Genomic DNA, 26,178 nt, shown 5'->3' with positions numbered 1-26,178 from the left:
GCCCCGCACATGGCAGGGCTTTTTTCGATGTGGTCAATGTGTGGACTTGACCAGAAATAAATCCTTTTATTTCCGTGTGTTAATGCAAAAAAATAAGCCCGCGTAAGGGAGATTACGCAGGCTAAGGAGGTGGTTCCTGGTACAGCTAGCATTTATGGGTTATGTTTTTCAGCGGGGGGATAATACCCGTATTGAACGAAGCGGTATGTGATCCGATTCTAAGAATTATCCCAGCGCGAAAAAATTTCCCTGATTGACTATTTGCCGTGTGGGTTTCGGGTGCTTTCACCGTTGAAGTTACGCATCAGCAGCGCGAACTTCAGCTCCACCTCTTCAGGCACCGGCAGCCAGACGGTATGACCGTCGCCCGGCGCCACGTCAATCGCTTCGCCTTTACCGTTTTCCAGATGCTCCAGCGTGAAGTTCATGTTGCCCTGCGGGGTCATCAGCTCCAGACTGTCGCCTTTGGTGAACTTGTTTTTCACCGCGACGGCCGCCAGCGCGCCTTTGCGCTCGCCGGTGAAGTCGCCGACAAACTGCTGGCGCTCGGAAACCGAGTAACCGTGCTCGTAGTTCTGGTAGTCGTCATGGGTATGACGGCGCAGGAAGCCTTCGGTATAGCCGCGGTGTGCCAGGCCTTCCAGGGTTTCCAGCAGGCTGGTATCGAACGGTTTACCGGCTGCCGCATCGTCGATGGCTTTGCGGTACACCTGCGCGGTACGCGCGCAGTAGTAATAGGATTTGGTACGGCCTTCGATCTTCAGGGAGTGCACGCCCATCTGGGTCAGACGCTCAACGTGGGCAATGGCGCGCAGATCTTTCGAGTTCATGATGTAGGTGCCGTGCTCGTCTTCAAAGGCGGTCATGTACTCGCCCGGACGTTTGGCTTCTTCAATCATAAACACGCTGTCGGTTGGCGCGCCGATGCCCAGCGTCGGCTCGACGTTGGTCACCGGAATAGGCTCATGCTTGTGGACGATGTTGCCGATGTCGTCCTCTTTGCCTTCCTGGACGTTATATTCCCAGCGGCAGGCGTTGGTGCAGGTGCCCTGGTTCGGGTCGCGCTTGTTGATGTAGCCGGAGAGCAGGCAGCGGCCGGAGTAGGCCATGCACAGCGCACCGTGAACGAAGATCTCGATTTCCATATCCGGCACCTGGGTGCGGATCTCTTCGATCTCTTCCAGCGAAAGTTCGCGGGACAGAATGACGCGGGTCAGCCCCATCTGCTTCCAGAATTTGACCGTCGCCCAGTTGACGGCATTAGCCTGTACGGAGAGGTGAATATCCATCTCCGGGAAGTTCTCCCGAACCAGCATGATTAAACCCGGGTCCGACATGATCAGCGCGTCCGGCCCCATGTCCACCACCGGCTTCAGGTCACGGATGAACGTTTTCAGCTTGGCGTTGTGCGGCGCGATGTTCACGACCACGTAGAATTTTTTGCCCAGAGCGTGCGCTTCGTTGATGCCGAGCTGCAGGTTCTCGTGGTTGAATTCGTTGTTTCGCACGCGCAGCGAGTAGCGCGGCTGGCCCGCGTAAACGGCGTCGGCACCATAGGCGAAAGCGTAACGCATATTTTGCAGCGTTCCCGCCGGGGAAAGGAGTTCCGGTTTAAACATGTTTGTTCTCGTTCTGATGACAGGTCAGATCCGCGTGCACCAGGTGCAGCGGTAAGGGGAGATCCCCCACTTTAAGGGCGGGCATTGTAGCGCTGCAGGGGAGGGAGGTAAAGCTTTGCCCCTCACCCTAACCCTCTCCCCAAAGGGGCGAGGGGACTCAAACACCCTCTCCCCTTTGGGGAGAGGGCAGGGTGAGGGGGTGTTTATTTACGCAATCCTGCACGCATCCGCTTCCCAGCGATACCCCACGCCATATACTGCGCGGATGAACGACTGCTCGGCGTCCAGCGCCTCCAGCTTGCGGCGCAGGTTTTTGATGTGGCTGTCGATGGTGCGGTCGGTCACCACGCGGTAATCGTCATACAGGTGGTTCAGCAGCTGTTCGCGGGAGAACACTTTTCCCGGCTCGTGGGAGAGGGTTTTCAGCAGGCGAAATTCCGCAGGCGTCAGGTCCAGCAGCTTGCTTCGCCAGCTCGCCTGGAAACGGCTTTCGTCGACAATCAGCGGGCTTTCGGCGTCCAGCACCTGAAGCTCGCGCTGCGGCCTGCAGCGGCGCAGAATGGTTTTCACGCGGGCGACCACTTCACGCGGGCTGTAGGGTTTGCAGATGTAATCGTCTGCGCCAATTTCGAGCCCCAGCAGGCGGTCAATCTCTTCAATTTTGGCGGTGACCATGACGATGGGCACCTCGGAGAAGCGACGAATTTCACGGCACAGGGTCAGGCCATCGGTACCGGGGAGCATCAGATCCAACAGGATCAGGTCCGGCGGCGTCTGACGCACGTACGGCAGCACCTGGTCGCCGTGGCTGATCAGTGACGGGGCGTAGCTGGCCGCGCGTAAATAGTCGATCAGTAGCTGCCCCAGCTTGGGCTCGTCTTCGACAATCAAAATGCGCGGCGTGTTTTCGTCAATCGGTAACTCGGTCATGCTTCCCTCGATAAATCCCGTTCAAGAGGTAACTCTACTGTAATGCTAACCCCGCCAAAAGGCGAATGGGCGGCGCGAATGGTGCCATTATGCGCCTCGACGATATTAACGCAAATCGCCAGCCCCAGGCCGGAACCGCCGCTGGCGCGGTTGCGTGAGCCTTCGGTGCGGTAAAAACGCTCGAACAGTTTTTCCAGCTGCGCGTCCTGCACGCCGGGGGCGGAATCCGCGAAGGTAAGGGCAAAGCGTCCATTTTCCTGCCTGCCAGAGATATGCAGCCCGCCGCCGCTGTCGGTGTAGCGCAGGCTATTTTCCAGCAGGTTATTGAACAGTTGCATCAGTCGGTCTTTGTCGCCGAACACCACCGCGCTGTCCGGCAGGGAGAGGTCGATTTTCAGGTTGCGGCTGGCAAACCGTTCCCGGAAGGCGCCGCTGGCAACTTCGAGCACGTTAATCACATCGACGGGGGCCTTCTGGTAGGCCAGCGCTCCTTCGTCGGACATGGAGAGCTGGTGGAGATCGTCTACCAGCTTGGTGAGCGTGCCCACCTCCGCCTGCAAAGAGGCCACCGATTCTGGCGTAAACTGGCGTACGCCGTCCTGAATGGCCTCCAGCTCGCCGCGCAGCACCGCCAGCGGGGTGCGCAGCTCGTGGGAAATATCGGCCATAAAGTCGCGGCGCATCTGCTGGTTCTTCTCCAGCGTGCTGGCGAGCTGGTTAAAGTCCTGCGCCAGCTTGCCCAGTTCGTCCTGGCTGCGGGTATCGACGCGGGTGGTGAAATCCCCGGCGGCCAGCTTGTGCGTGCCCTCCACCAGCCGTTTCACCGGGGCGAGCAGACCGCGCGCCAGCGGGAAGGTGGCGAGCGCGGCGAGCAGGGTGGAGAGGGCGACAATCAGCCAACTGGTCCGGCGCTGCTGGCGGTCAAAGTTAATGTCGGTGTTGCGCGTCAGGCGCTCCACCGGGGAGGCGATAACCCAGCCGACGGTGGCGTTATTGACTTTGATCGCCCGGCGGGTGCCGTCCGGCGGGATGGGCGAACGCGGGCCAACCAGCGTGCGCATGTCCTGGTCAATCACCCAGAACTGGGTGCGCCAGCCGTGCGGCGGCATGCCTGGCCCCGGGCGATCGTCGCCGGTATCGTGCTCCAGCGAACGCAGGATCTGGAAAATAAAGCGGTCGTTATTGCGCAGAAAGCGCCAGTTACCGTGCTGGGCGTACTGTTCGCTCAGCGCATCGCTTAAGCCCTGTAAACGCTGCTCGTTACCATGCTTGATGTAATCAATAAAGCCGCGCTCGAAGCTGACCCGCACCGCCCAGTGCATGGTGATCAGCAGAACGATACAGGTAGCAAAAATTGCCAGAAAGAGCTTGCCGGTAATGCCCGGACGCCAGAATTTCATGATCCACTCCTTTTGCCGCGCCTAATCACGACGTTCTTGCTGGTATCATCCGGCACTCTGGCGAAGATGAAAGCGGGCAGGGCGATGATGACCGCCATGCTGAGATAGGTATACAAAAAGACCTGATGCGCCACCTGCGTGTCGACGCTGAGGTGGTGCTGGCCGTACATGCCGAGCAGTAAGCCCGCGATGGTCACCCCGACGCTCATGGAGAGCTGCATGATCATCGACAGCAGGCTGTTGCCGCTGCTCGCCAGTTCGTCCGGCAGGTCCTTCAGCGTCAGGGTATTCATTGACGAGAAGCGCATGGAGTTGACGATCCCCTGACAGAACAGCACCAGCGGCAGAACGTAATACCAGCCCATCAGCGCCGTGGCCATAAACAGCAGGCTCACCAGCGCCAGCCCCAGCGTGGCGGTCACCAGCACGTGGCGGTAGCCAAAGCGGTTCACCACCTGCACCACGATGCGCTTCATCCCCATGCTGCCGAGCACCATCGGGATCATCATCAGGCCCGCGTGGAACGGCGAAAAGCCCATACCAATTTGCAGAAACACGGGCGTCATAAACGGCAGCATGCCGCTGCCGATACGTCCGGCGAAGCTGCCGAACAGACCAAGGCGGTAGGTAGGGTTTTTAAACAAGTTCAGGCTGAAGAGCGCCTTATCGTTACCGCTGGCGTGCCACAGATACCACAGTATGGCGGTAACGCCGAGCGCGATCAGCAGCCCGAGCGTCAGGGGCGAAATACCCAATCCTTTTTGTCCGTCGAGCGCCAGAGTAAGCGTTGCCATGCCCGCCGCCAGCAGGATAAAGCCAAAGAAGTCGAAGCGGCGGGTCTGCATTTTGTAGTTCGGCATCAGCGCCAGGGTGGCGATAGCACCGACGATGCCCACCGGCAGGTTGATTAAGAAGATCCAGTGCCAGGAGGCGTACTCCACCAGAATGCCGCCGAGCGCCGGGCCCAGCAGTGGCCCCACCTGACCGGGCAGGGTCACAAAGGTCATCGCCGCCATGTACTGCTCGCGCGGCACAATCTTCATCACCGTTAAGCGCCCTACGGGCACCATCATCGCGCCGCCGACGCCCTGCAGCACCCGCGCCATAACCAGCTGGTCGAGGGTGTTGGCCTGGGCGCAAAACAGCGAGCCGGTGGTAAACAGCACGATGGCGGTAAAGAAGATATTCCGCACCCCCACTTTGTCGGCCAGCCAGCCGCTGGCAGGCAGCATCACGGCGACCGTCAGCACGTAGGAGACAATCACCATATGCATATGCAGCGGGCTCTCCCCCAGGCTTTTCGCCATGGAGGGGAGGGCGGTGTTGACGATGGTCGTATCCAGCGATTGCATAAAGAAGCCGAAGGCGACTATCCATAACTGCCAGCGAACGTTAGCGGGGAGATCGGTCATTTACTCGGTCACCGTGGTTCTGTTTTTACGCGAGAAGCGCAACCGCAGGCGGTCGAAGAACAGATAGACCACCGGCGTGGTGTACAGCGTCAGCAGCTGGCTCATCACCAGGCCGCCGACAATGGTGATCCCCAGCGGCTGGCGCAGCTCTGAGCCATCACCACCGGAGATCACCAGCGGCAGCGCGCCAAACAGCGCCGCCAGCGTGGTCATCATAATCGGGCGAAAACGCAGCAGGCAGGCCTGGAAGATCGCCTCCTCCGGCAACAGGCTGCCGTTGCGCTGGGCGTCCAGCGCGAAATCCACCATCATAATGGCGTTTTTCTTCACGATGCCGATTAATAGCATGATCCCAATCAGCGCGATGAGGCTGAACGGCGCGCCGAACAGCTCCAGCGCCAGCAGCGCCCCCACGCCCGCTGACGGCAGCGTCGAGAGGATGGTCAGCGGGTGAACGTAGCTTTCGTACAGCACGCCCAGCACAATATAGACCGTGGCGATGGCCGCCAGAATCAAAATCACCTGCGAGTTCATCGTCTCCTGGAACACCTGCGCGGTCCCGGCAAAGCTGCCGCGCACGGTGGACGGCACGCCAAGCTGCGTCATCGCGCGGTTGATTGCGTCGCTGGCCTCAGAAAGCGACGAACCGGCGGGGAGGTTAAAGGAGATGGTCGACGCGGCTGACAGCCCCTGGTGGTTCACAGACAGCGGCGCGTTGGCCGGCCGCCAGCTGGCAAAGTAGGAGAGCGGTATCGCCTTGCCGTCGCTGTTAATCACAAACATTTTGTCCAGGGCGCTGATGTCCTGGGTGTAGCGCGGGTCAACTTCCATCACCACCTTGTACTGGTTCATCGGCTGGTAGATGGTGGAGATCTCGCGCTGGCCGAAGGCGTTGTTCAGCAGGCTGTTGGCGGCTTCAACGTTAATGCCCAGCCGCGACATGGTTTCGCGGTCGTAGGTGAGCGCCATCTCCGCGCCGTTGTCCTGCTGATCGGAGTTCACGTCTGCCAGTTGGGGCAGGGCGGCCAGCGCCTTGCGGATCTTCGGCTCCCACTCGCGCAGGGCGGCTAAATCGTCCGAGAGCAACGTGTACTGATAGCTGGCGTTAGCCTGGCGCCCACCGACGCGGATATCCTGAACGGCCATCAAAAACAGGTTTGCCCCCGGCTCTTTGGCGAGTTTAACCCTAAGACGGTCAATCACCTGCTGGGCGGTTTCGCTGCGCTCGCCGCGGGGTTTCAGGGTAATAAACATCATCCCGCTGTTGACGCGCGAGCCGCCGGTAAAGCCGGTGACGTTATCCACCGCCGGATCTTCACGAATGATCTTCATAAAGTCCTGCAGCTTGCCGCGCATCGCCTGGAATGAAATGCTCTGGTCCGCCTGAATGCCGCCCATCAGCACGCCAGTGTCCTGCTCCGGGAAGAAGGTTTTCGGAATGGTGATATACATCCAGACGTTAAGCCCAATGGTGGCGATCAGTACCAGGCCGACCAGCCGCGTATGGTTCAGCACCCACTTCAGCGATTTGCCGTAGCCTTCCTGCATCGCCATCAGAAAACGACCAAAGCCTTTGCGGCGCGGCTGCGAATGGGGTTTGCTGCGCTTGAGCATCCAGCCGCACATCATCGGCGTGAGCGTCAGGGAAATCACCAGTGAAATCCCGATGGCGACGGAAAGGGTGACGGCAAATTCCCTTAGCAGCCGGCCCGGCAGCCCGCCCATCAGCAGCAGCGGCAGGAACACCGCCACCAGCGACAGGCTCATGGAGAGCACCGTAAAGCCCACCTCGCGCGTGCCCTGCAGCGCAGCCTGCAGCGGCTTCACGCCCGCTTCCAGGTGGCGGGAAATGTTTTCCAGCACCACGATGGCGTCATCCACCACGAAGCCCGTGGCAATCGTCAGGGCCATCAGCGACAGGTTGTTAAGGCTAAACCCGCACAGGTACATGGCTGCAAAGGTGCCGATCAGCGAAACCGGCACCGCCACCGCCGGGATCAGCGTCGCGCGGCCGGAGCGCAGGAACAGGAAGACCACCAGGATCACCAGCGCGACGGAGATAATCAGCGTTTGCTCCACCTCCTCAAGCGAGGCGCGAATGGTCGGGGAGCGATCCTGGGCAATCTGCAGATCGATTGCCGCCGGGATCGTCTCCTGCAGTTCCGGCAGACGGGCGCGGATGCTGTTCACCGTCTCGATAATGTTCGCTTCCGGCAGCTTGCGGATCATCAGCAGGATCGCCGGTTTCGCGTTGGTCATCCCGGCGTTGCGCACATCCTGCACCGAGTCGGTGACGCTGGCGACGTCGCTCAGGCGCACCGCCGCGCCGTTGTTGTAGTGAATAATCAGCGGCTGGTACTCGGCTGCGGTTTTCAGCTCGTCGTTGGTCTGGAGCTGCCAGCGGTGGCTGCCGTCCTCAATTGCCCCCTGAGGCCTGCGCACGTTGGCGTTGCTGATGGCGGAACGCACATCGTCCAGCGACACGCCCTGGTTGAACAGCGCCTGCGGGTTTAAGCCCACGCGCACGGCGGGCAAAGAACTGCCGCCGACGCTTACGTCACCGACGCCATTAATTTGTGAGATTGTCTGCGCCAGCTGGGTAGACGCAAAGTCGTAAAGCTGACCCTGCGAGTACGTATCCGAGGTCAGCGTCAGGATCATGATTGGCGCATCGGACGGGTTGGCCTTGCGGTAGGTCGGACGGCTCGGCATCCCGCTCGGCAGCAGGCTTTGCGCGGCGTTGATGGCCGCCTGCACGTCGCGCGCCGCACCGTTAATATCCCGGTCGAAGCTGAACTCCAGAATGATGCGCGTGCTGCCCAGCGAGCTGCTGGAGGTCATCTCGTTGACCCCCGCAATCCGCCCGAGCGAACGCTCCAGCGGGGTGGCGACCGATGACGCCATGGTTTCCGGTGACGCACCCGGCAGCGAGGCGCTGACCATGATCACCGGGAAATCCACCTGCGGCAGCGGGGCAACAGGCAGCAGGCGGAAGCCCAGCACGCCGCAGAGAGTAATGGCGAGCGAGATTAAAATCGTCGCCACCGGGCGATAAATAAAGAGGGCGAAAAGCTTCACTTACGCCTCCTCTTCACGCTTCGGGAAGCGGCTTTTGGTCCACAGCGCCAGGCGGTCAAACAGCAGGTAGATCACCGGCGTGGTAAAGAGCGTTAGCACCTGGCTCACCAGCAGACCGCCGACCATGCCGATACCCAGCGGGCGGCGCAGCTCCGCGCCGACGCCGGTGCTGAGCATCAGCGGCAACGCGCCCAGCAGGGCCGCCAGTGTGGTCATCAGGATCGGACGAAAACGCAGCAGGCAGGCCTGGAAGATGGCATCGCGCGGCGACATGCCCTGCTCGCGCTCGGCGGCCAGGGCGAAGTCGATCATCATGATGGCGTTTTTCTTCACGATGCCGATCAGCAGGATGATGCCGATGATGGCAATGACGTCCAGCTCGCTGCCCGCCAGCATTAAGGCCAGCAGCGCCCCCACGCCCGCCGTCGGCAGGGTGGAGAGGATGGTGATCGGGTGGATAAAGCTTTCATACAGCACGCCAAGCACGATGTACATCGCCACCACCGCAGCGACAATCAGCCAGACGGTGTTCCCCAGCGCCGCCTGGAACGCCAGCGTGCTGCCCTGGAACTGGGTCTGAATATCGGACGGGAAGCTGAGCGCTTTTTCAGCAGCCTGGATGGCCTCCACCGCTTCGCCGAGAGAATAACTGTTCGACACGTTGAAGGAAATGGTGGTGGACGGGAACTGATCCAGATGATTAATCGACAGCGGGGTATAGCGCTCCTCTACCGTGGCGATGGCGCTAAGGGGCACAATGCCGCCGTCTTTGCTGGTCAGGCGCACCGAGTCCAGCGCGGCCAGGCCGGGCGTGTTCTCGGTGTTGTGCTCCAGCACCACGCGGTACTGATTCGCCTGGGTGTAGATGGTGGAGATCAGGCGCTGACCGAAGGCGTTGTACAGGGCATTGTCCACATCAGACATGGTGATGCCCAGACGGCTGGCGGTGTCGCGGTTGACGTTCACATACGCCGCCAGCCCCTTGTCCTGCCAGTCGCTGCTGACGTCGGCGAGCTGCGGCAGGGTGTTAAGTTTTTCCACCAGCTGCGGCACCCATGTGCTGAGGGCGTCAAGCGTGGTGGCCTGCAGCGTGAACTGATACTGCGTGCGGCTGACCTGGGTATCAATGGTCAAATCCTGAACAGGCTGCAGATAAAGTTCAACGCCCGGCACGCGCGCGACGGCGTTTTGCAGCCGTTCAATGACGGCGTTCACGCGGTCGTCGCGCTCATCCAGCGGCTTGAGGTTGATCTGCAGACGCGCGCTGTTGAGCGACGGGTTGGTGCCGTCCACGCCGACGTAGGCCGTCAGGCTCTCTACCGCCGGATCCTTCATGATGATTTCAGACACCTGCTGCTGGCGCTGCGCCATGTTCGCGAAGGAGACCGACTGCGGGGCCTGAAGCGTGCCCTGAATAATGCCGTTGTCCTGGATCGGGAAGAAACCTTTCGGAATGAAAATCCACAGCATCACGCTGAGTGCCAGCGTGCCCAGCGCTACGCCGAGCGTCGCCCACGGATGGTTGAGGACTTTCGCCAGCACGCGACCGTAGGCGGCAATAATCCGCTCGAACATCCGCTCGGAGGCGCGCGAGAAGCGGTTTTGCTTGCGCAGGGATTCATGACTCAGCATGCGGGCGCACATCATCGGCGTCAGGGTCAGCGACACCACGGCGGAGATCAAAATGGCGACCGCCAGCGTCACGGCAAACTCGCGGAACAGCCGCCCGACGATATCGCCCATAAACAGCAGTGGGATCAGCACCGCAATCAGCGAGAAGGTCAGCGAGATAATGGTAAAGCCGATTTCCCCTGCGCCTTTCAGCGCGGCGGCCAGCGGCTTTTCGCCTTTCTCGATATAGCGCGAGATGTTCTCGATAACGACGATAGCATCGTCCACTACGAACCCGGTGGCAATCGTCAGCGCCATCAGCGTCAGGTTGTTAATCGAAAAGTCGAGGAACACCATCACCGCAAAGGTCCCGACCAGCGAGAGCGGCACGGCGACGGCGGGAATAATGGTTGCCGGGACGTTGCGCAGGAACAGGTAGATGATCATGACGACCAGCGCAATCGCCAGCATCAGCTCGAACTGGGTGTCGGTGACCGAGGCACGAATGTTGGTGGTGCGGTCGGACAGAACCTTCACGCTGACCGATTTCGGCAGGCTTTCAATCAGCTGCGGCAGCATGCTGCGAATGCTGTCGGCGGTTTCGATAATGTTGGCGCCCGGCTGGCGCTGCACGTTCATCACGATCGCCTGCTGCTTGTTCGCCCACGCGCCGAGCCAGCTGTTTTCTGCCCCTTGTTCCACAGTGGCGATGTCGCCCAGGCGGATCGGCGCGCCGTTCTGGTAGGCCACAATCAGCTGACGGTATTCGTCGGCGGACTGCATCTGGTCGTTCGCCGAGAGGGTGACCGCACGGGTCGGGCCGTCAAGCGAGCCTTTTGCCGAGTTGACGTTGGCGCTGCTGATGGCGCTGCGGATGGTTTCGCTGGTCAGCCCCAGCGCGGCAATCGCCTGCGCGTTAAGCTTCACGCGCACGGCGGGGCGCTGACCACCCGCCAGCGTGACGAGGCCGACGCCGGAGACCTGCGAAATCTTCTGCGCCACGCGCGTTTCGACCATGTCTTCGACCTGGGTCATCGGCATGGCGGAGGAGGTAACGGCAAGCGTCATGATCGGCGGATCCGCCGGATTGACCTTGCTGTAGACCGGCGGGTTAGGCAGGTCGGACGGCAGCAGGTTGGTAGCGGCGTTAATCGCGGCCTGCACCTCCTGCTCGGCGACGTCCAGCGTCAGCGTCAGCTGGAACTGCAGCGTCACGACGGATGCCCCGCCGGAACTCTGGGAGGACATCTGTTTTAACCCGGACATCTGACCAAACTGGCGCTCCAGCGGGGCGGTAATGGCGGACGTCACGACGTCCGGGCTGGCGCCAGGATACAGCGTCACCACCTGGATGGTGGGATAATCCACTTCCGGCAGCGCCGACACGGGCAGGAAGCGGTAGCCAATGATCCCGGCCAGCAGGATCGCCACCATTAACAGCGTGGTGGCGACAGGGCGGAGGATGAACAGGCGTGATGGCCCACCTGTAGAGCTCGGGGGCATAACCTGCATCAGGAGGTCGCTCCCTGTTTCGCAGGTTCAACCACTTCTACTTTCGCGCCTTCGGTCAGGCGGTCGATGCCGTCGGTGACCACGCGGTCGCCGGCGGAGAGCCCGGCGCTGATGACCACCGTCTGGCTGTCCTGAATCCCGGTTTTCACCAGATGCTTGCTGACTTTGTTGTCGCTGTTCAGCACCCAGACGAAGCTACCTTCGTTACCCATCTGCAGAGCTGCGGTAGGGATCACCACCGCGTTCTCTTCGGTCGCGACCAGCATTCGTGCGTTGACGAACTGGTTCGGGAAGAGGGCGTCGTCCTGGTTGTTAAAGCGCGCCTTCAGCTTGATGGTGCCGGTGGTGGTGTCGATCTGGTTATCCAGGCTAAGCAGGGAACCCTCGCTCAGCTTCTGCTTGTTGGTGCGGTCCCAGGCTTCCACTACCAGGCCTTTACCGGCTTTTTGCGCCTGAATGACGGTCGCGATATCGCTTTCCGGCAGGGTAAAGACTAAATCAATCGGGTGGGTTTGGGTGATCACCACGATGCCCGTGGTGTCGCCGCTGGAGATCTGGTTGCCGATATCGACCTGCTTCAGGCCCACGCGACCGTCAATCGGCGCGGTGATGCGGCTCCAGTCCAGCTGCAGCTGCGCGCTGGCGACGGCAGCCTCGTCGGCTTTGATGGTGCCCTGCGTTTCGCTGACCAGCGACTGCTGGGTGTCCAGCTCCTGACGCGATACCAGATTGGTTTTCACCAGTTGCTGGTAGCGCGCTAAATCGCGCCGGGCGTTGGCGAGAGTTGCTTTGTCTTTCGCGAGCTGTCCCTGCGCCTGGGCGAGGGCGACCTTAAACTGGCTGGGGTCGATTTCCGCCAGCAGATCGCCGGCTTTGACCTGCTGACCTTCCTGGAAGTGGATCGCGATGAGCTGACCGTCCACGCGGCTGCGCACCGTGGCGGTATTCGCGGCGGTAATGGTTCCGAGCCCCGTCAGATAACGCGGAACGGCTTTGCTCACCGCCGTCGCCGCCTGAACCGGCGCCAGCGCACCGCCGCGCATGCCGTGACGGCCGCCGCCAGCCGGGCGCTGCGCCTGACTGCTGGCACCGGCGGGGGCTGCGGAATTTGCGGATTGGCTGTGCCAGTACCAGGCGGCGGCAAGGGCCACCACAATGATGCCAGCGGCGATTGCCCAGCGGGATTTGTTACTGCCTTTCATCGTTATACGTTCTCATCCTGAAACACTTCGGGGAATGATACTAGTTTAGTCAGCTAACACAGCGGAAAAATGGAGGAAATATGGAAGACTGTCAGGAATGGTCTGAATGGAGGTAAACGCACAACGGCAACATTCGTTGCCGTTTTTGGTGTTTTCTCCCTCTCCCTGTAGACTGAGGGATCCCCACAAAATAATGTTTGCATGGACGACCCCCTCTCCCTTGAGGGAGAGGGCCGGTGTGAGGGCACCAGACCGCACAGCAACCGCACTAGCTAAACATCACCTGCGCCCAGCGCGCCAGCCCTGCGGTTACGGAGCCAAAGTCATCCCCACCGGCAATCGGAATGCCCGGCAACTGTTCCGCCAGCGCTTTCTTGATCAGCGGCGAACGGGCGCTACCCCCGGTCAGGTAAATGACGTCCGGCTTCTCTTTGCCGTTCTCCAGCGCCAGCTGCACCTGCTCCAGAATGCGCTGCAGCGGCTGGGCAAGCGCCGTTTCCAGACCCTCCTGCGAAATCGAGGTGGCCAGCTCCTCGCTGATAAACGGCAAGGACACCGCATGTTCAGCACGATCCGAAAGGGCGATTTTGCTCTCTTCCGCAGTACGCACCACGCGGTAGCTCAGGCGCTGACGCCACACTTTATAGAGCAGGGCGACTTTTTCGGCATCCTGCGCGTCGCGCACCAGATCGTTGAGGAAGCGACCGTTCGCGGTACTGTAAAAATCACTCTGCGCCGGGACGTCGTTGATGGCAATCGCGTTCCACCACGGCAGTATTGGCAGGGCAATCCCTTTTTCCGTTTGACCGCCCATGCCGAGCAGCGGCATCAGGCTCTTGAATGCCAGGGCGATATCCAGATCGTTACCGCCTACGCGGCAGCCGCTGTGCCCGAGCAGGCTGTTTTCACGATCGCGACGGGTATGCCACTGCGGCCCCATCAGCAGCAGCGAGCAGTCGGTGGTTCCCCCGCCGATGTCCACTACCAGCACGCGCTTCTCTTCAGCCAGCGTGGCTTCAAAGTCCAGCCCCGCGGCAACCGGTTCATATTGGAACACCACGTCGCGGAAACCTGCCCGGTGCGCCGCGCGTTCAAGGATCCCTTGCGCCTGCTGGTTGGCATCGTCGCCGCCCAGCCCCTGGAAGTTGATCGGTCGGCCAATCACCGCCTGGGTAATCGCATCGGAGACCTGCGTCTGCGCCTGATTGCGAATATGCAGCATCATCGCGCACACCAGGTCTTCAAACATCGCCACCTGCTGCGGCTTCAGGCCGCTGGCGCCGAGGAAGGACTTCGGTGACTTAACAAAGTAGACCTCTTCCGGGTCTTCAACATAGTGACCGAGCGAGGAGAGGCCGAACTGCACGCTGGAGGGCGTAACGTCGATGTCCTCCTCGCGGTTAAAGCTGACCGCACGGCGCAGCAGCGCCTGGGTTTCCGCTGCGGTAGCAGGAACCTGATGGTGGCGGAACAGCCATTCGCTTACCGCCTCACGCGTCGGCGCGCAGAGCATTGACGGCAGCAGCGTGCTCTCTTTTTCCATTTTCAGGAGCTGCGGCTGTCCGTCTTGCATGATCGCAACCGAGCAGTTTGCCGTACCGTAGTCAAATCCAATAAACACGATTAATCCCCATGCCGGTGAGAAGGGGCGAGACTTTAGCGGAATGCCTGTCCGCCGACAACAGGAATATGAAAGCAAGGCAAAACAGGGGCTTTCCGTTTATGCTGATAACAATAAAAAAGGAGCAGCGATGTATACCCTGACCTGGCAACCCCCTTACGACTGGCAGTGGATGTTTGGCTTTCTCGGCGCGCGTGCGGTGACGGGCATTGAAACCGTCACGCACGAATACTATGAGCGCAGTTTTGCCTGCGACGGCCATCAGGGGATATTTCGCGTGACGCCGGAGATCGCCACCCATACGCTGACCGTGACGCTCACCCCGGGGTTAGTTCCGGTTGCGCAGACGTGTCTTGAACGCATCGCACGCCTGTTCGACCTTGCCTGCAACCCGCAGCAGGTCGCGGATACGCTGGGGGATCTCGGCGCTGCCCGGCCCGGCTTGCGTTTGCCGGGGGCGATGGATGCGTATGAGCAGGGCGTCCGGGCGATCCTCGGGCAACTGGTGAGCGTAGCGATGGCGGCGAAACTGGCTTCCCGCGTGGTCGCCCTGTGCGGGGAGCCGGTGAAGGATGCACCGGGTTATGTCTGCTTTCCCTCCCCGGAAGCGCTGGCCTCAGCCGATCCTTTAGCGCTCAAAGCGCTCGGGATGCCGGTAAAACGCGCGGAGTCGCTGATTCATCTGGCGCAGTCGGTCGTCGACGGGGCGTTTCCGCTGACGCCGCCTGAGGACGTTGAGGCTGGTATGAAGGCGCTACAGCAGCGGCCGGGCATCGGGCGCTGGACGGCAAATTACCTGGCCCTGCGCGGCTGGCAGGCGAAAGATGTGTTTCTTCCGGATGATTATCTGATTAAGCAACGCTTCGCCGGGATGACGCCCGCGCAGATTCGGCGTTACGCCGAGCGCTGGCAGCCGTGGCGCTCCTACGCGCTGCTCCACATCTGGTATACCGACGGCTGGAAGCCGTCAGTTGATGGCGAAATAGCTGGTGTTGAGCAGTAGATCCAGCGGCTGCGGCTCGGCGATGGTGTCGCCATAGATAAAATCAATGCCGATGCCGGAAAGCGTATCCATCATGATGGGCTGGTTACAGGGGCCAGCAATGGTTTTCATCCCCAGACGCTGTGCGTGGCCCTGAACGATGGTCACCATCATCTCATCCATCAGATTGCCATACACGTTGCTCACCACCTCGGCGTCCAGCATCAGATAATCGGCCATGTTCGGGCTCAGGTGGGAGAAGACGTTCATGTCGCGCCCTATCTGGCTGAAGATCACCCGGCAGCCCGCCTGGCGAAGCTTTTGTAACCCTCGCTGCAGATTCTCATCCGGGTTACACACCGCGTCGGCTGCGATGACCAGATGCAGCAGACGGCCCGGCATAGGGCTGTTTTCGAGCAGGTCGAGAAGTTCATCGACAAGTGTCACGCTGGCTAAACCGGCCGCAGAAAGCGGCAGAGCTATCCCCATCCCTTTACGGGCAACCTGTGCAGCAGAGGTGCGGAAAAACTCACCAAAGATTCGTCTGTCGAGGGCGTGCAGCAGCTCAGGCTCCGCGAGGCCAGAACGGAAGGCGTGCTCCTCCTGGACTTCACCCTGGCTGGTCCACAGGCGTAGCGAAATCAGCCAGAAGTTACAGCTTTCCGGTATGCGCGGGGAGGCGACGCTGCGGGCGATCATCATCAGGTGATTGTCTTTAATCATGTGCCACTGTTCGTCCAGCGACATCATGCTGCGCGCGCTCAGATCCCGCTCCTGCTGCGGTTCGTATACCGTCACGATGCCGCGACCGCTGTTCTTCGAGGCATAACAGGCAATATCCGCCTGCGACATCACCTCTGACGCCAGGTGGTTATGTTCATCAATCAGCGTAATACCCGCGCTGGCCCCAATCCGGTGCAGGCGGCCTTCCCACATAAAGTGATAGTCATTGATGGTATGGATCAGGCGACCGGTGATATAGCGCGCGCTCTCAATATTGCAGTCCGGCAGCAGCAGCCCAAACTCGTCGCCGCCCAGGCGCGCCAGCACGTCGCTGGAGCGAAGCAGGGTTAGCATCATGGAGGAGAGTTCCCGCAGCAGGGCATCTCCCGCCGCATGGCCTGCGGTATCATTGACAGCTTTGAAGCGGTCCAGATCGATGAAGACCAGCGCATGACGCTGACGCGTCTCACGAACGGTTTGCAGAAGTCGTTTGAGATGGTTTTCGAAGCTGACCCGGTTTGCCAGGTGGGTGAGGGCATCGTGCGACGCGCTGTAGCTCAGCTGACGTAGCATTTTGCGCGACTCGGTCACGTCCTGAATAACGATAACCGAGCCAATACTGTGCCCATCAAGGGTGCTGAGTGGCGTAATGCTGTAGTGGATATCAAACGATCCGCCTGTGCGGCAGTTCAGCACCACGTCCTGGTCGATATCGGAGCGTGAAATATCGCCGCTGTGAATGTTCTCCATCAACTGTCCCCGTTCTCCGAAGGTGATGTGTAACACCTTCAGGATCGGCTGGCCGATGGCCTCGGTCTGCAGCCAGCCGCTCATCTTCTCGGCGACAGGGTTCATAAAGGTGACGTTCATGTCGATATCGGTGCAGAGCACCGCTTCGCCGATGGAGTCGAGCGTGATGTGCAGACGTTCTTTTTCCTGGAACAGCGCTTCGTTAAGCTCCTTCACCTCGGTCATGTCCATGTTGATGCCGAGTAAACGTTCCACTTCACCCTCTTTATTCAGCACCCGATTTGCCAGGGAGCGAATATGGCGTACGCCTTCCTTCACGCGGATACGGAATTCAAGTTTAAACGGCAGACGAGAGACCAGAGAATCCCGCAGCACCTGCTCCGCATGGACGCGATCCTCTGGCAACATTCTGTCGTGCCAGAGCTGCCAGGTGGGCTTGATGTGCGGCGGAATTTCATACAGCTCAAACATCCGCTTATCCCAGCTGATGATGTCAGGCTGCAGATCCCACTCCCAGATGCCGATACCGCCCGCTTCGTTGGCCAGCGTAATGCGCTCCATCAGACGCTTGTTGACCCACTCGGTCTGCTTCAGGTCGTTAATGTCTTCAATCTGGGCAATAAAATAGAGCGGTGAGCCGTCGGCATGGCGCACGACGGAGACGGCCAGAAGCGCCCAGACGACTTCCCCGTTGCGCGTGTAATAGCGCTTTTCGAGGGTGTAGGTATTGATCTCGCCGTTGACCAGCTGCTCCAGCTGTTCCAGGTCGGTATGCAAATCTTCCGGCCAGGTCAGCTGCTGGAAGGTGAGCGACTGTAGCTCGGTCTGGCTGTAACCGAGGAAGTTGCACAGCGCCTTGTTAGCCTGAAGCCACTGGCCCTCTATGCTGACTAACGCCATACCGATGGCGGAATACTCCATCGCATTGCGAAAGCGCTCTTCGCTTTCGGTGATGTGTTTGCGCTCGGCACGGAAGGCATACATCACCATGGTCATCACGTTAGCGGGAAGGAGCAGCATCAGGAACGGCAGCCACGGCGCGTTCATCATCGGCCCGGCATGTTGGGTGGTCAGCGCCGAAGGGTTATGGGCAATCATCAGTGAAACGACCATCACGGTAACCAGAAACACCATGAACGCTTCCATCCGCGGCAAGCGCACGGCGCTCCACATAAGCAATACGATCACGCAGGTAAAGGGCCACGGCAGCCAGGTGATGGCAGCCCAACTGAGGGCCAGCGTCACGGCCATGGTAACCAGCGTTTCGAGCAGTAATCGCGGGTCACGGTGACGGAGCAGGTAATGGGATTTAAACAGCAGTCCCAGAGGTACCAGCGCCAGCGCGCCGATGGATTCGGACAACACCCAGACGATGAAATTACGCAGCGGCTCAGGGCCGGGAACCAGAAACGTCACCAGAATACCGCCTACCAGCGGCGGCACCAGCGCGCTGCCAATGGCCAGGCGGATCCAGTCGTTTAAATTTTGCAGCGGGTTATACCACGGAAGCAGCTTGCGCAGTAATACGGCGCCGATGACGGCCTCAATAACGTTTATTGCGGTGTAGGTGAGGTTTATCGATGCCCAGGAGAACAACATCCACGAGGCCAGAATATTGCCAAACGAACAGGCCAGGGCGATCCCGGGCCACATTTTTCCTGCATGGCGGTAAAACGCCACCATCATAATGGCGGTGGGAAACCAGAGCGGCGCCAGCAGGGTACCGAAGCGGGTAAGCTCCAGCGAAAATAAGGTAAAGATAAAGGTGACCAGGCCCAGACAGACAAGTCGCAATAAAGGATGTGGGGTGGTAACCAAAACCCGCTGGTATTGTTTATTCATTACCGCTTTATCCAGAGACGCCATGCCGTCAGGAGAGAAGTGCGCACGAGTGAATTTGATAATTTGGTTTATGCTAGTACAAACAATTTACAATTCATATGGCGGCTGCTCATAATTTGACATCATAGAGTTATTAAATAGTTACTCGCTAAAAAATTCCTGTTAAACGCTGAAAAAACGGTCATTAAAATTTCTTTCAGGGAGCAATGCGCCACTTTTCAGCCTGTCTCGCAGAACCTGCGCATTCGACTGGTATCACGCCCGCGAAATCCCTATAATTGCCGCGTTTGACGCTCCGGCGTCGTCCTTCCTTAACATCCAGGTTATTCAGGTCGCTAAATTTATGACTGATAAGTCTCATCAGTGCGTCATTATAGGCATCGCCGGCGCATCGGCTTCAGGTAAAAGTCTAATTGCCAGTACGCTTTATCGCGAACTGCGTGAACAAGTAGGTGATGAGCACATCGGCGTCATTCCCGAAGACAGCTATTACAAAGATCAATCCCATCTGTCGATGGAAGAGCGCGTAAAAACCAACTACGACCACCCGAATGCGATGGATCACAGTTTACTGTTCCAGCATTTAGAAGCCCTCAAGAGCGGCCAGGCTATTGAACTGCCCGTTTACAGTTACGTAGAACACACCCGCACCCAGGAAACGATCCGCATCGAGCCAAAGAAGGTTATTATCCTTGAAGGCATCCTGCTCCTGACCGACGCCCGCCTGCGCGAATCCATGAACTTCTCCATCTTCGTCGATACCCCGCTGGACATCTGCCTGATGCGCCGCATCAAGCGTGACGTTAACGAGCGCGGCCGTTCGATGGACTCCGTCATGGCGCAATACCAGAAAACGGTCCGTCCGATGTTCCTGCAGTTTATTGAACCATCCAAACAATACGCCGATATCATCGTCCCTCGCGGGGGCAAAAACCGCATTGCGATTGATATCTTAAAAGCGAAAATCAGTCAGTTTTTTGAATAAGCCGCGCGAATTGTGTACCGTTCAGAGATAACCTGGTTTTACCCTGAGTGTTTAAGGCCTCAGGGTACGATGCATGAAAGGAGAAAGTGCCATGCGTCTTTGCGATCGCGATATTGAAGCCTGGCTGGATGAAGGCCGTTTGTCTATTACCCCGCGTCCCCCGGTGGAGCGTATCAATGGGGTGACCGTTGATGTACGGTTGGGGAATAAATTCCGCACATTTAGTGGCCACACTGCGCCGTTCATCGACCTCAGCGGGCCGAAGGATGAAGTCAGCGCCGCGCTCGATCGCGTTATGAGTGATGAAATCGTCATTGACGAAGGCGAAGCTTTTTATCTGCATCCAGGCGAACTGGCGCTGGCGGTGACGTATGAATCCGTGACCCTGCCTGCGGATCTCGTCGGCTGGCTTGATGGCCGTTCTTCTCTGGCCCGCCTGGGGCTGATGGTTCACGTCACCGCGCACCGTATCGACCCAGGCTGGTCCGGCCGTATCGTGCTGGAGTTCTTCAACGCCGGCAAACTGCCGCTGGCGCTGCGCCCCGGAATGATGATTGGTGCGTTAAGCTTTGAACCGCTGACCGGCCCGGCAGACAGGCCCTACAACCGCCGCCAGGACGCAAAATACCGCGACCAGCAGGGTGCGGTTGCCAGCCGTATTGATAAAGACTGATCGTTAGTCCACTGAGGATGCCATGAGAAGAGTTCTGACAACGCTGATGATTTTGCTGGTGGTGCTGGTTGCTGGCCTTTCGGCGTTGGTTCTGCTGGTTAACCCGAATGATTTCCGCGCTTATATGGTGCGGCAGGTCGAGGCACGCAGTGGTTACCAACTGAAGCTTGACGGGCCGCTGCGCTGGCACGTCTGGCCACAGCTCAGCATTCTCTCTGGCCGCATGTCGTTAACCGCGCCTGGCGCCGCACAGCCGCTGGTCTCTGCGGACAACATGCGTCTTGACGTGGCGCTGATCCCGCTTATTTCCCATCAGTTGCAGGTTAACCAGGTGATGCTGAAGGGCGCGGTCATTCAGCTTACCCCGCAAACCGAAGCCGTGCGCGACGCAAATGCGCCGGTCGCGCCGCGCGAGAATACCTTACTGGATGAACCGTCCGATACGGGCTGGTCGTTTGATATAGGCAAACTTAAAGTTGCCGATAGCGTGCTGGTGTTCCAGCATGAGGATCAGGAGCAGGTCACCGTTCGCAACATCAACCTGCAGATGGAGCAGGATGAACACCATCTTGCGTCGCTGGAATTTAGCGGACGGGTGAATCGCGACCAGCGGGATCTGACCCTCTCGTTGAATGCAAATGTGAATGCGTCGGACTACCCGCATCAGCTCACGGCTGACATCCAGCAGCTTAACTGGCAGCTGACGGGGGCGGATCTCCCTACCCAGGGGATCGCCGGACAGGGGACGCTGCAGGCCGTATGGCGCGAAGAACAAAAACAGCTGGCGCTGGATAACCTCAATCTGCAGGCCAACGACAGCAGCCTGAAGGGGCAGGCGAGCGTCACGCTTGACGAAAAGCCGAAGTGGGTGCTGAACCTGCAGTTTGACAAGCTCAACCTGGAGAACATCCTGCCACCGCTGCCGGCAAGCGCAACGGACAGCGATGCGACCCAGACGGGGCAAAGCCAGTCACCGGTGTCGCGTCCGGTTATCTCGTCTAACCTTGAACAGCCTGACTATAACGTTTTGCGCGGCTTCACCGCCGATATTGCGCTGAAAGCCAACAGCGTGCGCTGGCGCGGCATTGATTTTACCGATGTGAGCGGCAAGATGTTCAACCACAACGGGTTGCTGGCGATCTCCGAACTGAGCGGCAAAATGGGGGCAGGGCATCTTTCGCTGCCAGGAACGCTGGACGTGCGTAAGGACGTTGCCAGCGCTGAATTCCAGCCGCGTCTCGACAACGTTGAGATTGGCAGCATCCTCAAAGCCTTTAACTATCCGATATCCCTGACGGGGCAGTTAACGCTGGCGGGGGATTTCTCAGGCACCAAAATTGATGCCAACGCCTTCCGCCGGGAGTGGCAGGGTGAAGCGCACGTTGACCTGAAAGATTCCCGTATGGAGGGGCTCAACTTCCAGCAGCTTGTCCAGCAGGCGGTGGAGCGCAGCAGCGATGTTAAAGCGCAGGAAAACTACGACAGCGCAACGCGCCTCGACAGCTTCACCACGGATCTGACGCTGGATAACGGGATACTGACCCTTGCCGGGATGCAGGGAACCTCGTCCATGTTGTCGTTAACCGGAGAAGGCTCGCTGGATCTGGTCAAAGAGACGGCGGACACGCGCTTTAACGTCCGGGTACTTTCCGGCTGGCAGGGCGAAAGCAAGCTGATTGATTTCCTTAAAGAGACACCGGTTCCGCTTAGCGTATACGGCAAATGGCAGGCGCTGAACTACAGCCTTCAGGTGGATCAGATCCTGCGTAAGCATCTGCAGGATGAAGCGAAACGTCGGCTTAACAGCTGGGCGGATCGTAATAAAGATTCCCAGAATGGCAAGGATGTGAAGAAGCTGCTGGATAAGCTTTGAGGTTCGTGGTGCCGGGTGGCCTGATGCCTCACCGCATCCCTCTCCCACGGGAGAGGGAGCAAACCCTAAAACGGCAACCTGGTTGCCGTTTTGTTTTATCTATACCTCAAAATCCAGCTCTTCCTCATCCCGCAGTGGAATAAGCTGCACTTTCTGCACGCGATGGTTTTCAATCTGCAGGGTTTTAAGCAGATAGTCGCCCACCTGAACCTCTTCCCCCGGCTGCGGGATGCGCTGTAAATACTCCATCAGCAGGCCGGCAATGGTGTGGTATTCCCGTTTTTCGTCCAGCGGCAGCGGCACGTACTGCACCAGGTCTTCCAGCGGCATGTGGCCGTTGGCCGTCCACGAGCCGTCCGCGTTTTTCTGGATGTCGTGGCGGGCATCAATCTCATCCACCTCGTTTGGCAGATTACCGGCGATAGTTTCCATCACGTCGCTGAGCGTGACCAGCCCTTCCACCGAACCAAACTCATCCACCACGAAGGCAAAGTGCGTGCGCGCGTTGCGAAATTGCTCAAGGGCAGAGAGCAGCGGTAGCCCTTCCGGGAAGACCAGCGGCTGGCGCACCAGCGCGCGCAGGTTGAGCGGCTCACCGCGAAGCTGCTGCTGGAGCAGGTCAATAACGTGCACCACGCCCAGCAGCTCCTCTTCCTCTTCACCGCCGGTTACCACCACGCGGGTGTGCTGATTCTTATCCAGCAGGGCGCGGACCCGATCTTCCGGTGCCGTGAGGTCAATATGCTCAATGTCATGCCGGGAAGTCATGATGCTGCTCACCGTGCGCTGATTGAGGTTGAGCACCCGCTCGATCATCAGCCGCTCCTGTGGGTTAAAGATCTGCCCGTCGCTGTGATCGGCAAGCAGGGCGGAGGATTCGGCGTCCAGCTCGGCATCCTCTTTCCTGCCGCTCAGCAGGCGCATGACGGTTTCGGCCGTGCGCTGGCGCAGGGTCTGATTCGCGGAGAGAAACCGGCGGCGGTTAAATATCGCCAGCTGGTTGAGCGCTTCAATCATGACGGAGAAGCCAATGGCGGCGTACAGGTAACCTTTCGGAATATGGAACCCGAAGCCGTCGGCGACCAGGCTGAAGCCGATCATCAACAGGAAGCTGAGACAAAGGATCACGATGGTCGGGTGGCTGTTCACAAAGCGGGTCAGCGCTTTGCTCGCCATCACCATCAGCGTGATGGCGATGATCACCGCAGCCATCATGACGGCCAGATGGTCCACCATCCCGACGGCGGTAATCACCGAATCCAGAGAGAAGACGGCATCGAGCACCACAATTTGCGCCACCACCGGCCAGAATCTTGCCCCACGTCGCTGGGTCGGGTTCTCGCTGTCTTTGCCTTCGAGCCGCTCGTTAAGCTCCACCGTGGCTTTGAACAGCAGGAACAGCCCGCCGAAGAGCATGATCAGGTCGCGGGCGCTAAAGCTCAGACCGCGAACGGAGAACAGAGGCTGAGTGAGCGTGACCATCCAGGAGATAGAGGCCAGCAGCAGTAAACGCATCACCATCGCCAGCAGCAGACCCGTCACGCGCGCGCGGTCGCGCTGGGAAGGGGGCAGTTTTTCAGCGAGGATGGCGATAAAGACCAGATTATCAATCCCGAGCACTAATTCGATGACGACCAGCGTCACCAGCCCGGCCCAGATTGATGGATCGGCAATCCATTCCATAGTAATAGCAATACCTTCTGTTATATGACGAATGTCACACTTCGATCATGGATAAAGCTGGGGGAAAATGCAATGTCGGGCTGAGATTTCTCTTAATACGAAGCGTAAAAAAGAGAGCAATCACAGGTGGGTGTAAATAAGCGGAATACGCATATTTTATTATTATGAAAACATTTTAGGATATATCGCAGGTAATGATATTTGCTCTCTTTTTGTCAATATAAAGAAAATCCTAAAAGGTCAAAACTTTGCTCTTAATATTAATCTTAAAAACAGATATTAGGACAGTTGTCTCCTTGCCTGCTATTAGGTTAGCTGCAACAATTCTCCCAGCATCAAATGTTAAATCTTGTTGTTGCTATTATTGTTTTGGTCTTCGGAATGGTCATTCATTATCCGCTGTGTATTTCAAGCGGCTGAAATATTGCCAGAAGACCTTACTCAAGAGGGTGTCTATCCATAACACATTGTTTAGTCAGTGGATTGGTAACTGAAAGCCAAGGGCGGTAGCGTGCCTGAAAGCGTGTGAATCAGCCTCGATTATTCTGTCAATAGCCAATGGATGAATAAGCTTTTTTTAGGACTGATGCCAGTTATATTTCTATTTGATTAACTGCATGCTGAAACCCAATACGTCTCAAGCTTATTTAAATTGCACAGGATAATTACTCTGCCAAAGTGATAAATAATCAATGATGAAATCCAAAATGAAATTGATGCCATTATTGGTGTCTGTGACCTTGATGAGTGGTTGCACGGTCTTTCCCGGCAGCAATATGTCAACAATGGGTAAGGATGTGATCAAGCAACAGGATGCCGATTTTGATCTCGACAAAATGGTGAATGTTTATCCACTTACGCCACGTCTGGTCGAACAATTACGTCCACGTCCGAATGTTGCCCAGCCGAATATGTCTCTGGACCAGGAAATTGCCTCCTATCAGTATCGCGTGGGGCCGGGCGACGTGATCAACGTGACCGTCTGGGATCACCCTGAACTGACCACGCCAGCGGGCCAGTACCGCAGCTCAAGCGACACCGGGAACTGGGTACAGTCAGATGGCACCATGTTCTATCCGTACATTGGTAAAGTGCATGTCGCCGGGAAAACGCTCGCCGAAATCCGTAGTGATATTACCGGCCGCTTAGCGCAGTACATTGCCGACCCGCAGGTGGACGTTAATATCGCCGCATTCCGCTCGCAAAAAGCCTATATCTCCGGACAGGTGAACAAATCCGGCCAGCAGGCCATCACCAACGTTCCGCTCACCGTTCTGGACGCCATTAACGCCGCGGGCGGCCTAACCGACGGCGCCGACTGGCGCAACGTGGTGCTGACCCACAACGGCAAAGAGCAGCGCATTTCGCTGCAGGCGCTGATGCAAAACGGCGACCTGACCCAGAACCGCCTGCTCTATCCGGGCGATATTCTCTACGTACCGCGCAACGACGATCTGAAAGTCTTCGTGATGGGTGAAGTGAAGAAACAGAGCACCCTCAAAATGGACTTCAGCGGCATGACCCTGACCGAAGCCCTGGGTAATGCAGAAGGTATCGATCTGACCACGTCCAATGCGACCGGTATCTTCGTCATCCGTCCGCTGAAAGGTGAAGGCAGCGCGAAGGGCAAAATTGCCAACATCTACCAGCTGGATATGTCCGATGCGACGTCTCTGGTGATGGCGACGGAGTTCCGTCTCCAGCCTTACGATGTGGTGTACGTCACCACCGCACCGGTTGCCCGCTGGAACCGTCTGATCAACCAGTTGCTGCCAACCATCAGTGGCGTTCGCTACATGACGGATACGGCGCGCGACATTCATACCTGGTAATCCGCGATGTTTAACAAAATTCTGGTGGTATGCGTGGGGAACATTTGCCGTTCCCCCACGGCTGAACGGCTGTTGAAACAGTACCAGCCTGAGTTAACGGTCGATTCCGCAGGGCTGGGCGCGCTGGTGGGCAAAGGTGCCGACGAGCGCGCAACGAGCGTGGCCCGCGATCATAACCTCTCTCTTGACGGGCATATCGCCCGCCAGGTCACCGGCCGCATGTGCCGGGAGTATGACCTGATTCTGGCAATGGAAAAACGCCATATTCATGCGCTATGCGATATCGCTCCGGAGATGCGCGGCAAGGTGATGCTGTTTGGTCACTGGGACAATGAACGCGAAATTCCCGATCCGTATCGCAAAAGCCATGAGGCCTTCGAGGCGGTTTACACCTTACTTGACCAGTCTGCCCAACAGTGGGCGCAGGCACTGAAAGCTCAGCAGGGATAA

The 26,178-nt window shown here is 58.6% G+C and carries 16 protein-coding genes; 6 read left to right on the top strand and 10 right to left on the bottom strand.

Annotated features, from left to right (window positions below; translation table 11 throughout):
* Positions 1–257: 257 nt before the first annotated feature.
* From HBM95_14880 to yegD, 8 genes are all read right to left on the bottom strand, one after another.
* A complete protein-coding gene (locus tag HBM95_14880; GenBank protein NIH44210.1) occupies positions 258–1,619 on the bottom strand; it encodes a tRNA 5-hydroxyuridine modification protein YegQ in 1,362 nt (453 codons plus the stop codon).
* A gap of 207 nt (positions 1,620–1,826) precedes the next feature.
* A complete protein-coding gene (baeR, locus tag HBM95_14875; GenBank protein NIH44209.1) occupies positions 1,827–2,549 on the bottom strand; it encodes a two-component system response regulator BaeR in 723 nt (240 codons plus the stop codon).
* Entirely contained in the window at positions 2,546–3,949 is a 1,404-nt protein-coding gene (gene baeS / locus HBM95_14870; protein NIH44208.1) for a two-component system sensor histidine kinase BaeS, read from the bottom strand. Before baeS ends, baeR begins: the two co-directional genes overlap by 4 nt.
* On the bottom strand, positions 3,946–5,361 hold the full coding sequence (locus HBM95_14865) for an MFS transporter (GenBank protein NIH44207.1): 1,416 nt from the start codon (positions 5,359–5,361) through the stop codon (positions 3,946–3,948). Before HBM95_14865 ends, baeS begins: the two co-directional genes overlap by 4 nt.
* A complete protein-coding gene (gene mdtC, locus HBM95_14860) occupies positions 5,362–8,439 on the bottom strand; it encodes a multidrug efflux RND transporter permease subunit MdtC (protein NIH44206.1) in 3,078 nt (1,025 codons plus the stop codon).
* On the bottom strand, positions 8,440–11,562 hold the full coding sequence (locus tag HBM95_14855; GenBank protein ID NIH44205.1) for an MdtB/MuxB family multidrug efflux RND transporter permease subunit: 3,123 nt from the start codon (positions 11,560–11,562) through the stop codon (positions 8,440–8,442).
* Positions 11,562–12,764, bottom strand: coding sequence for an MdtA/MuxA family multidrug efflux RND transporter periplasmic adaptor subunit (locus HBM95_14850; protein NIH44204.1), 1,203 nt, complete (start codon positions 12,762–12,764; stop codon positions 11,562–11,564). The genes HBM95_14855 and HBM95_14850 overlap by 1 nt, the downstream gene beginning before the upstream one ends.
* A gap of 268 nt (positions 12,765–13,032) precedes the next feature.
* Entirely contained in the window at positions 13,033–14,385 is a 1,353-nt protein-coding gene (gene yegD / locus HBM95_14845) for a molecular chaperone (protein NIH44203.1), read from the bottom strand.
* 130 nt (positions 14,386–14,515) lie between these two features.
* Between yegD and alkA the strand changes: the two genes are divergently transcribed.
* Complete coding sequence (alkA, locus tag HBM95_14840) at positions 14,516–15,388, top strand: DNA-3-methyladenine glycosylase 2 (protein ID NIH44202.1); 873 nt, start codon at positions 14,516–14,518, stop codon at positions 15,386–15,388.
* On the opposite strand, the gene HBM95_14835 is transcribed toward alkA, so the two are convergent.
* Positions 15,353–18,682 carry a diguanylate cyclase gene (locus HBM95_14835; protein ID NIH44201.1) on the bottom strand — a complete coding sequence of 1,110 codons (3,330 nt, stop codon included), beginning with the start codon at positions 18,680–18,682 and terminating at the stop codon, positions 15,353–15,355. The two genes, alkA and HBM95_14835, sit on opposite strands and share 36 nt — an antisense overlap.
* A gap of 343 nt (positions 18,683–19,025) precedes the next feature.
* Between HBM95_14835 and udk the strand changes: the two genes are divergently transcribed.
* The 3 genes from udk (at position 19,026) to asmA (ending at position 22,213) form a co-directional block, all read left to right on the top strand.
* The gene (gene udk / locus HBM95_14830) at positions 19,026–19,667 is read left to right on the top strand and encodes a uridine kinase (protein NIH44200.1); all 642 of its coding nucleotides are present in this window, start codon (positions 19,026–19,028) and stop codon (positions 19,665–19,667) included.
* Between the two features lie 91 nt (positions 19,668–19,758).
* Positions 19,759–20,340: a dCTP deaminase gene (gene dcd, locus HBM95_14825; GenBank protein NIH44199.1), complete on the top strand. Its 582-nt coding sequence runs from the start codon at positions 19,759–19,761 to the stop codon at positions 20,338–20,340.
* A gap of 22 nt (positions 20,341–20,362) precedes the next feature.
* Positions 20,363–22,213 carry an outer membrane assembly protein AsmA gene (asmA, locus tag HBM95_14820; protein ID NIH44198.1) on the top strand — a complete coding sequence of 617 codons (1,851 nt, stop codon included), beginning with the start codon at positions 20,363–20,365 and terminating at the stop codon, positions 22,211–22,213.
* Positions 22,214–22,312: 99 nt separating this feature from the next.
* On the opposite strand, the gene HBM95_14815 is transcribed toward asmA, so the two are convergent.
* Complete coding sequence (locus HBM95_14815; protein ID NIH44197.1) at positions 22,313–23,896, bottom strand: TerC family protein; 1,584 nt, start codon at positions 23,894–23,896, stop codon at positions 22,313–22,315.
* Positions 23,897–24,588: 692 nt separating this feature from the next.
* Between HBM95_14815 and HBM95_14810 the strand changes: the two genes are divergently transcribed.
* Positions 24,589–25,728, top strand: a complete 1,140-nt coding sequence (locus HBM95_14810) for a polysaccharide export protein (protein NIH44196.1) — start codon at positions 24,589–24,591, stop codon at positions 25,726–25,728.
* Positions 25,729–25,734: 6 nt separating this feature from the next.
* Positions 25,735–26,178, top strand: coding sequence for a low molecular weight protein-tyrosine-phosphatase Wzb (gene wzb / locus HBM95_14805; GenBank protein ID NIH44195.1), 444 nt, complete (start codon positions 25,735–25,737; stop codon positions 26,176–26,178).

Source organism: Enterobacter asburiae, from assembly GCA_011754535.1.
Classification (GTDB): domain Bacteria; phylum Pseudomonadota; class Gammaproteobacteria; order Enterobacterales; family Enterobacteriaceae; genus Enterobacter; species Enterobacter cloacae_N.
The sequence above is the reverse complement of the archived record's forward strand: the minus strand, read 5'-3'. Positions and strand labels throughout refer to the sequence as shown.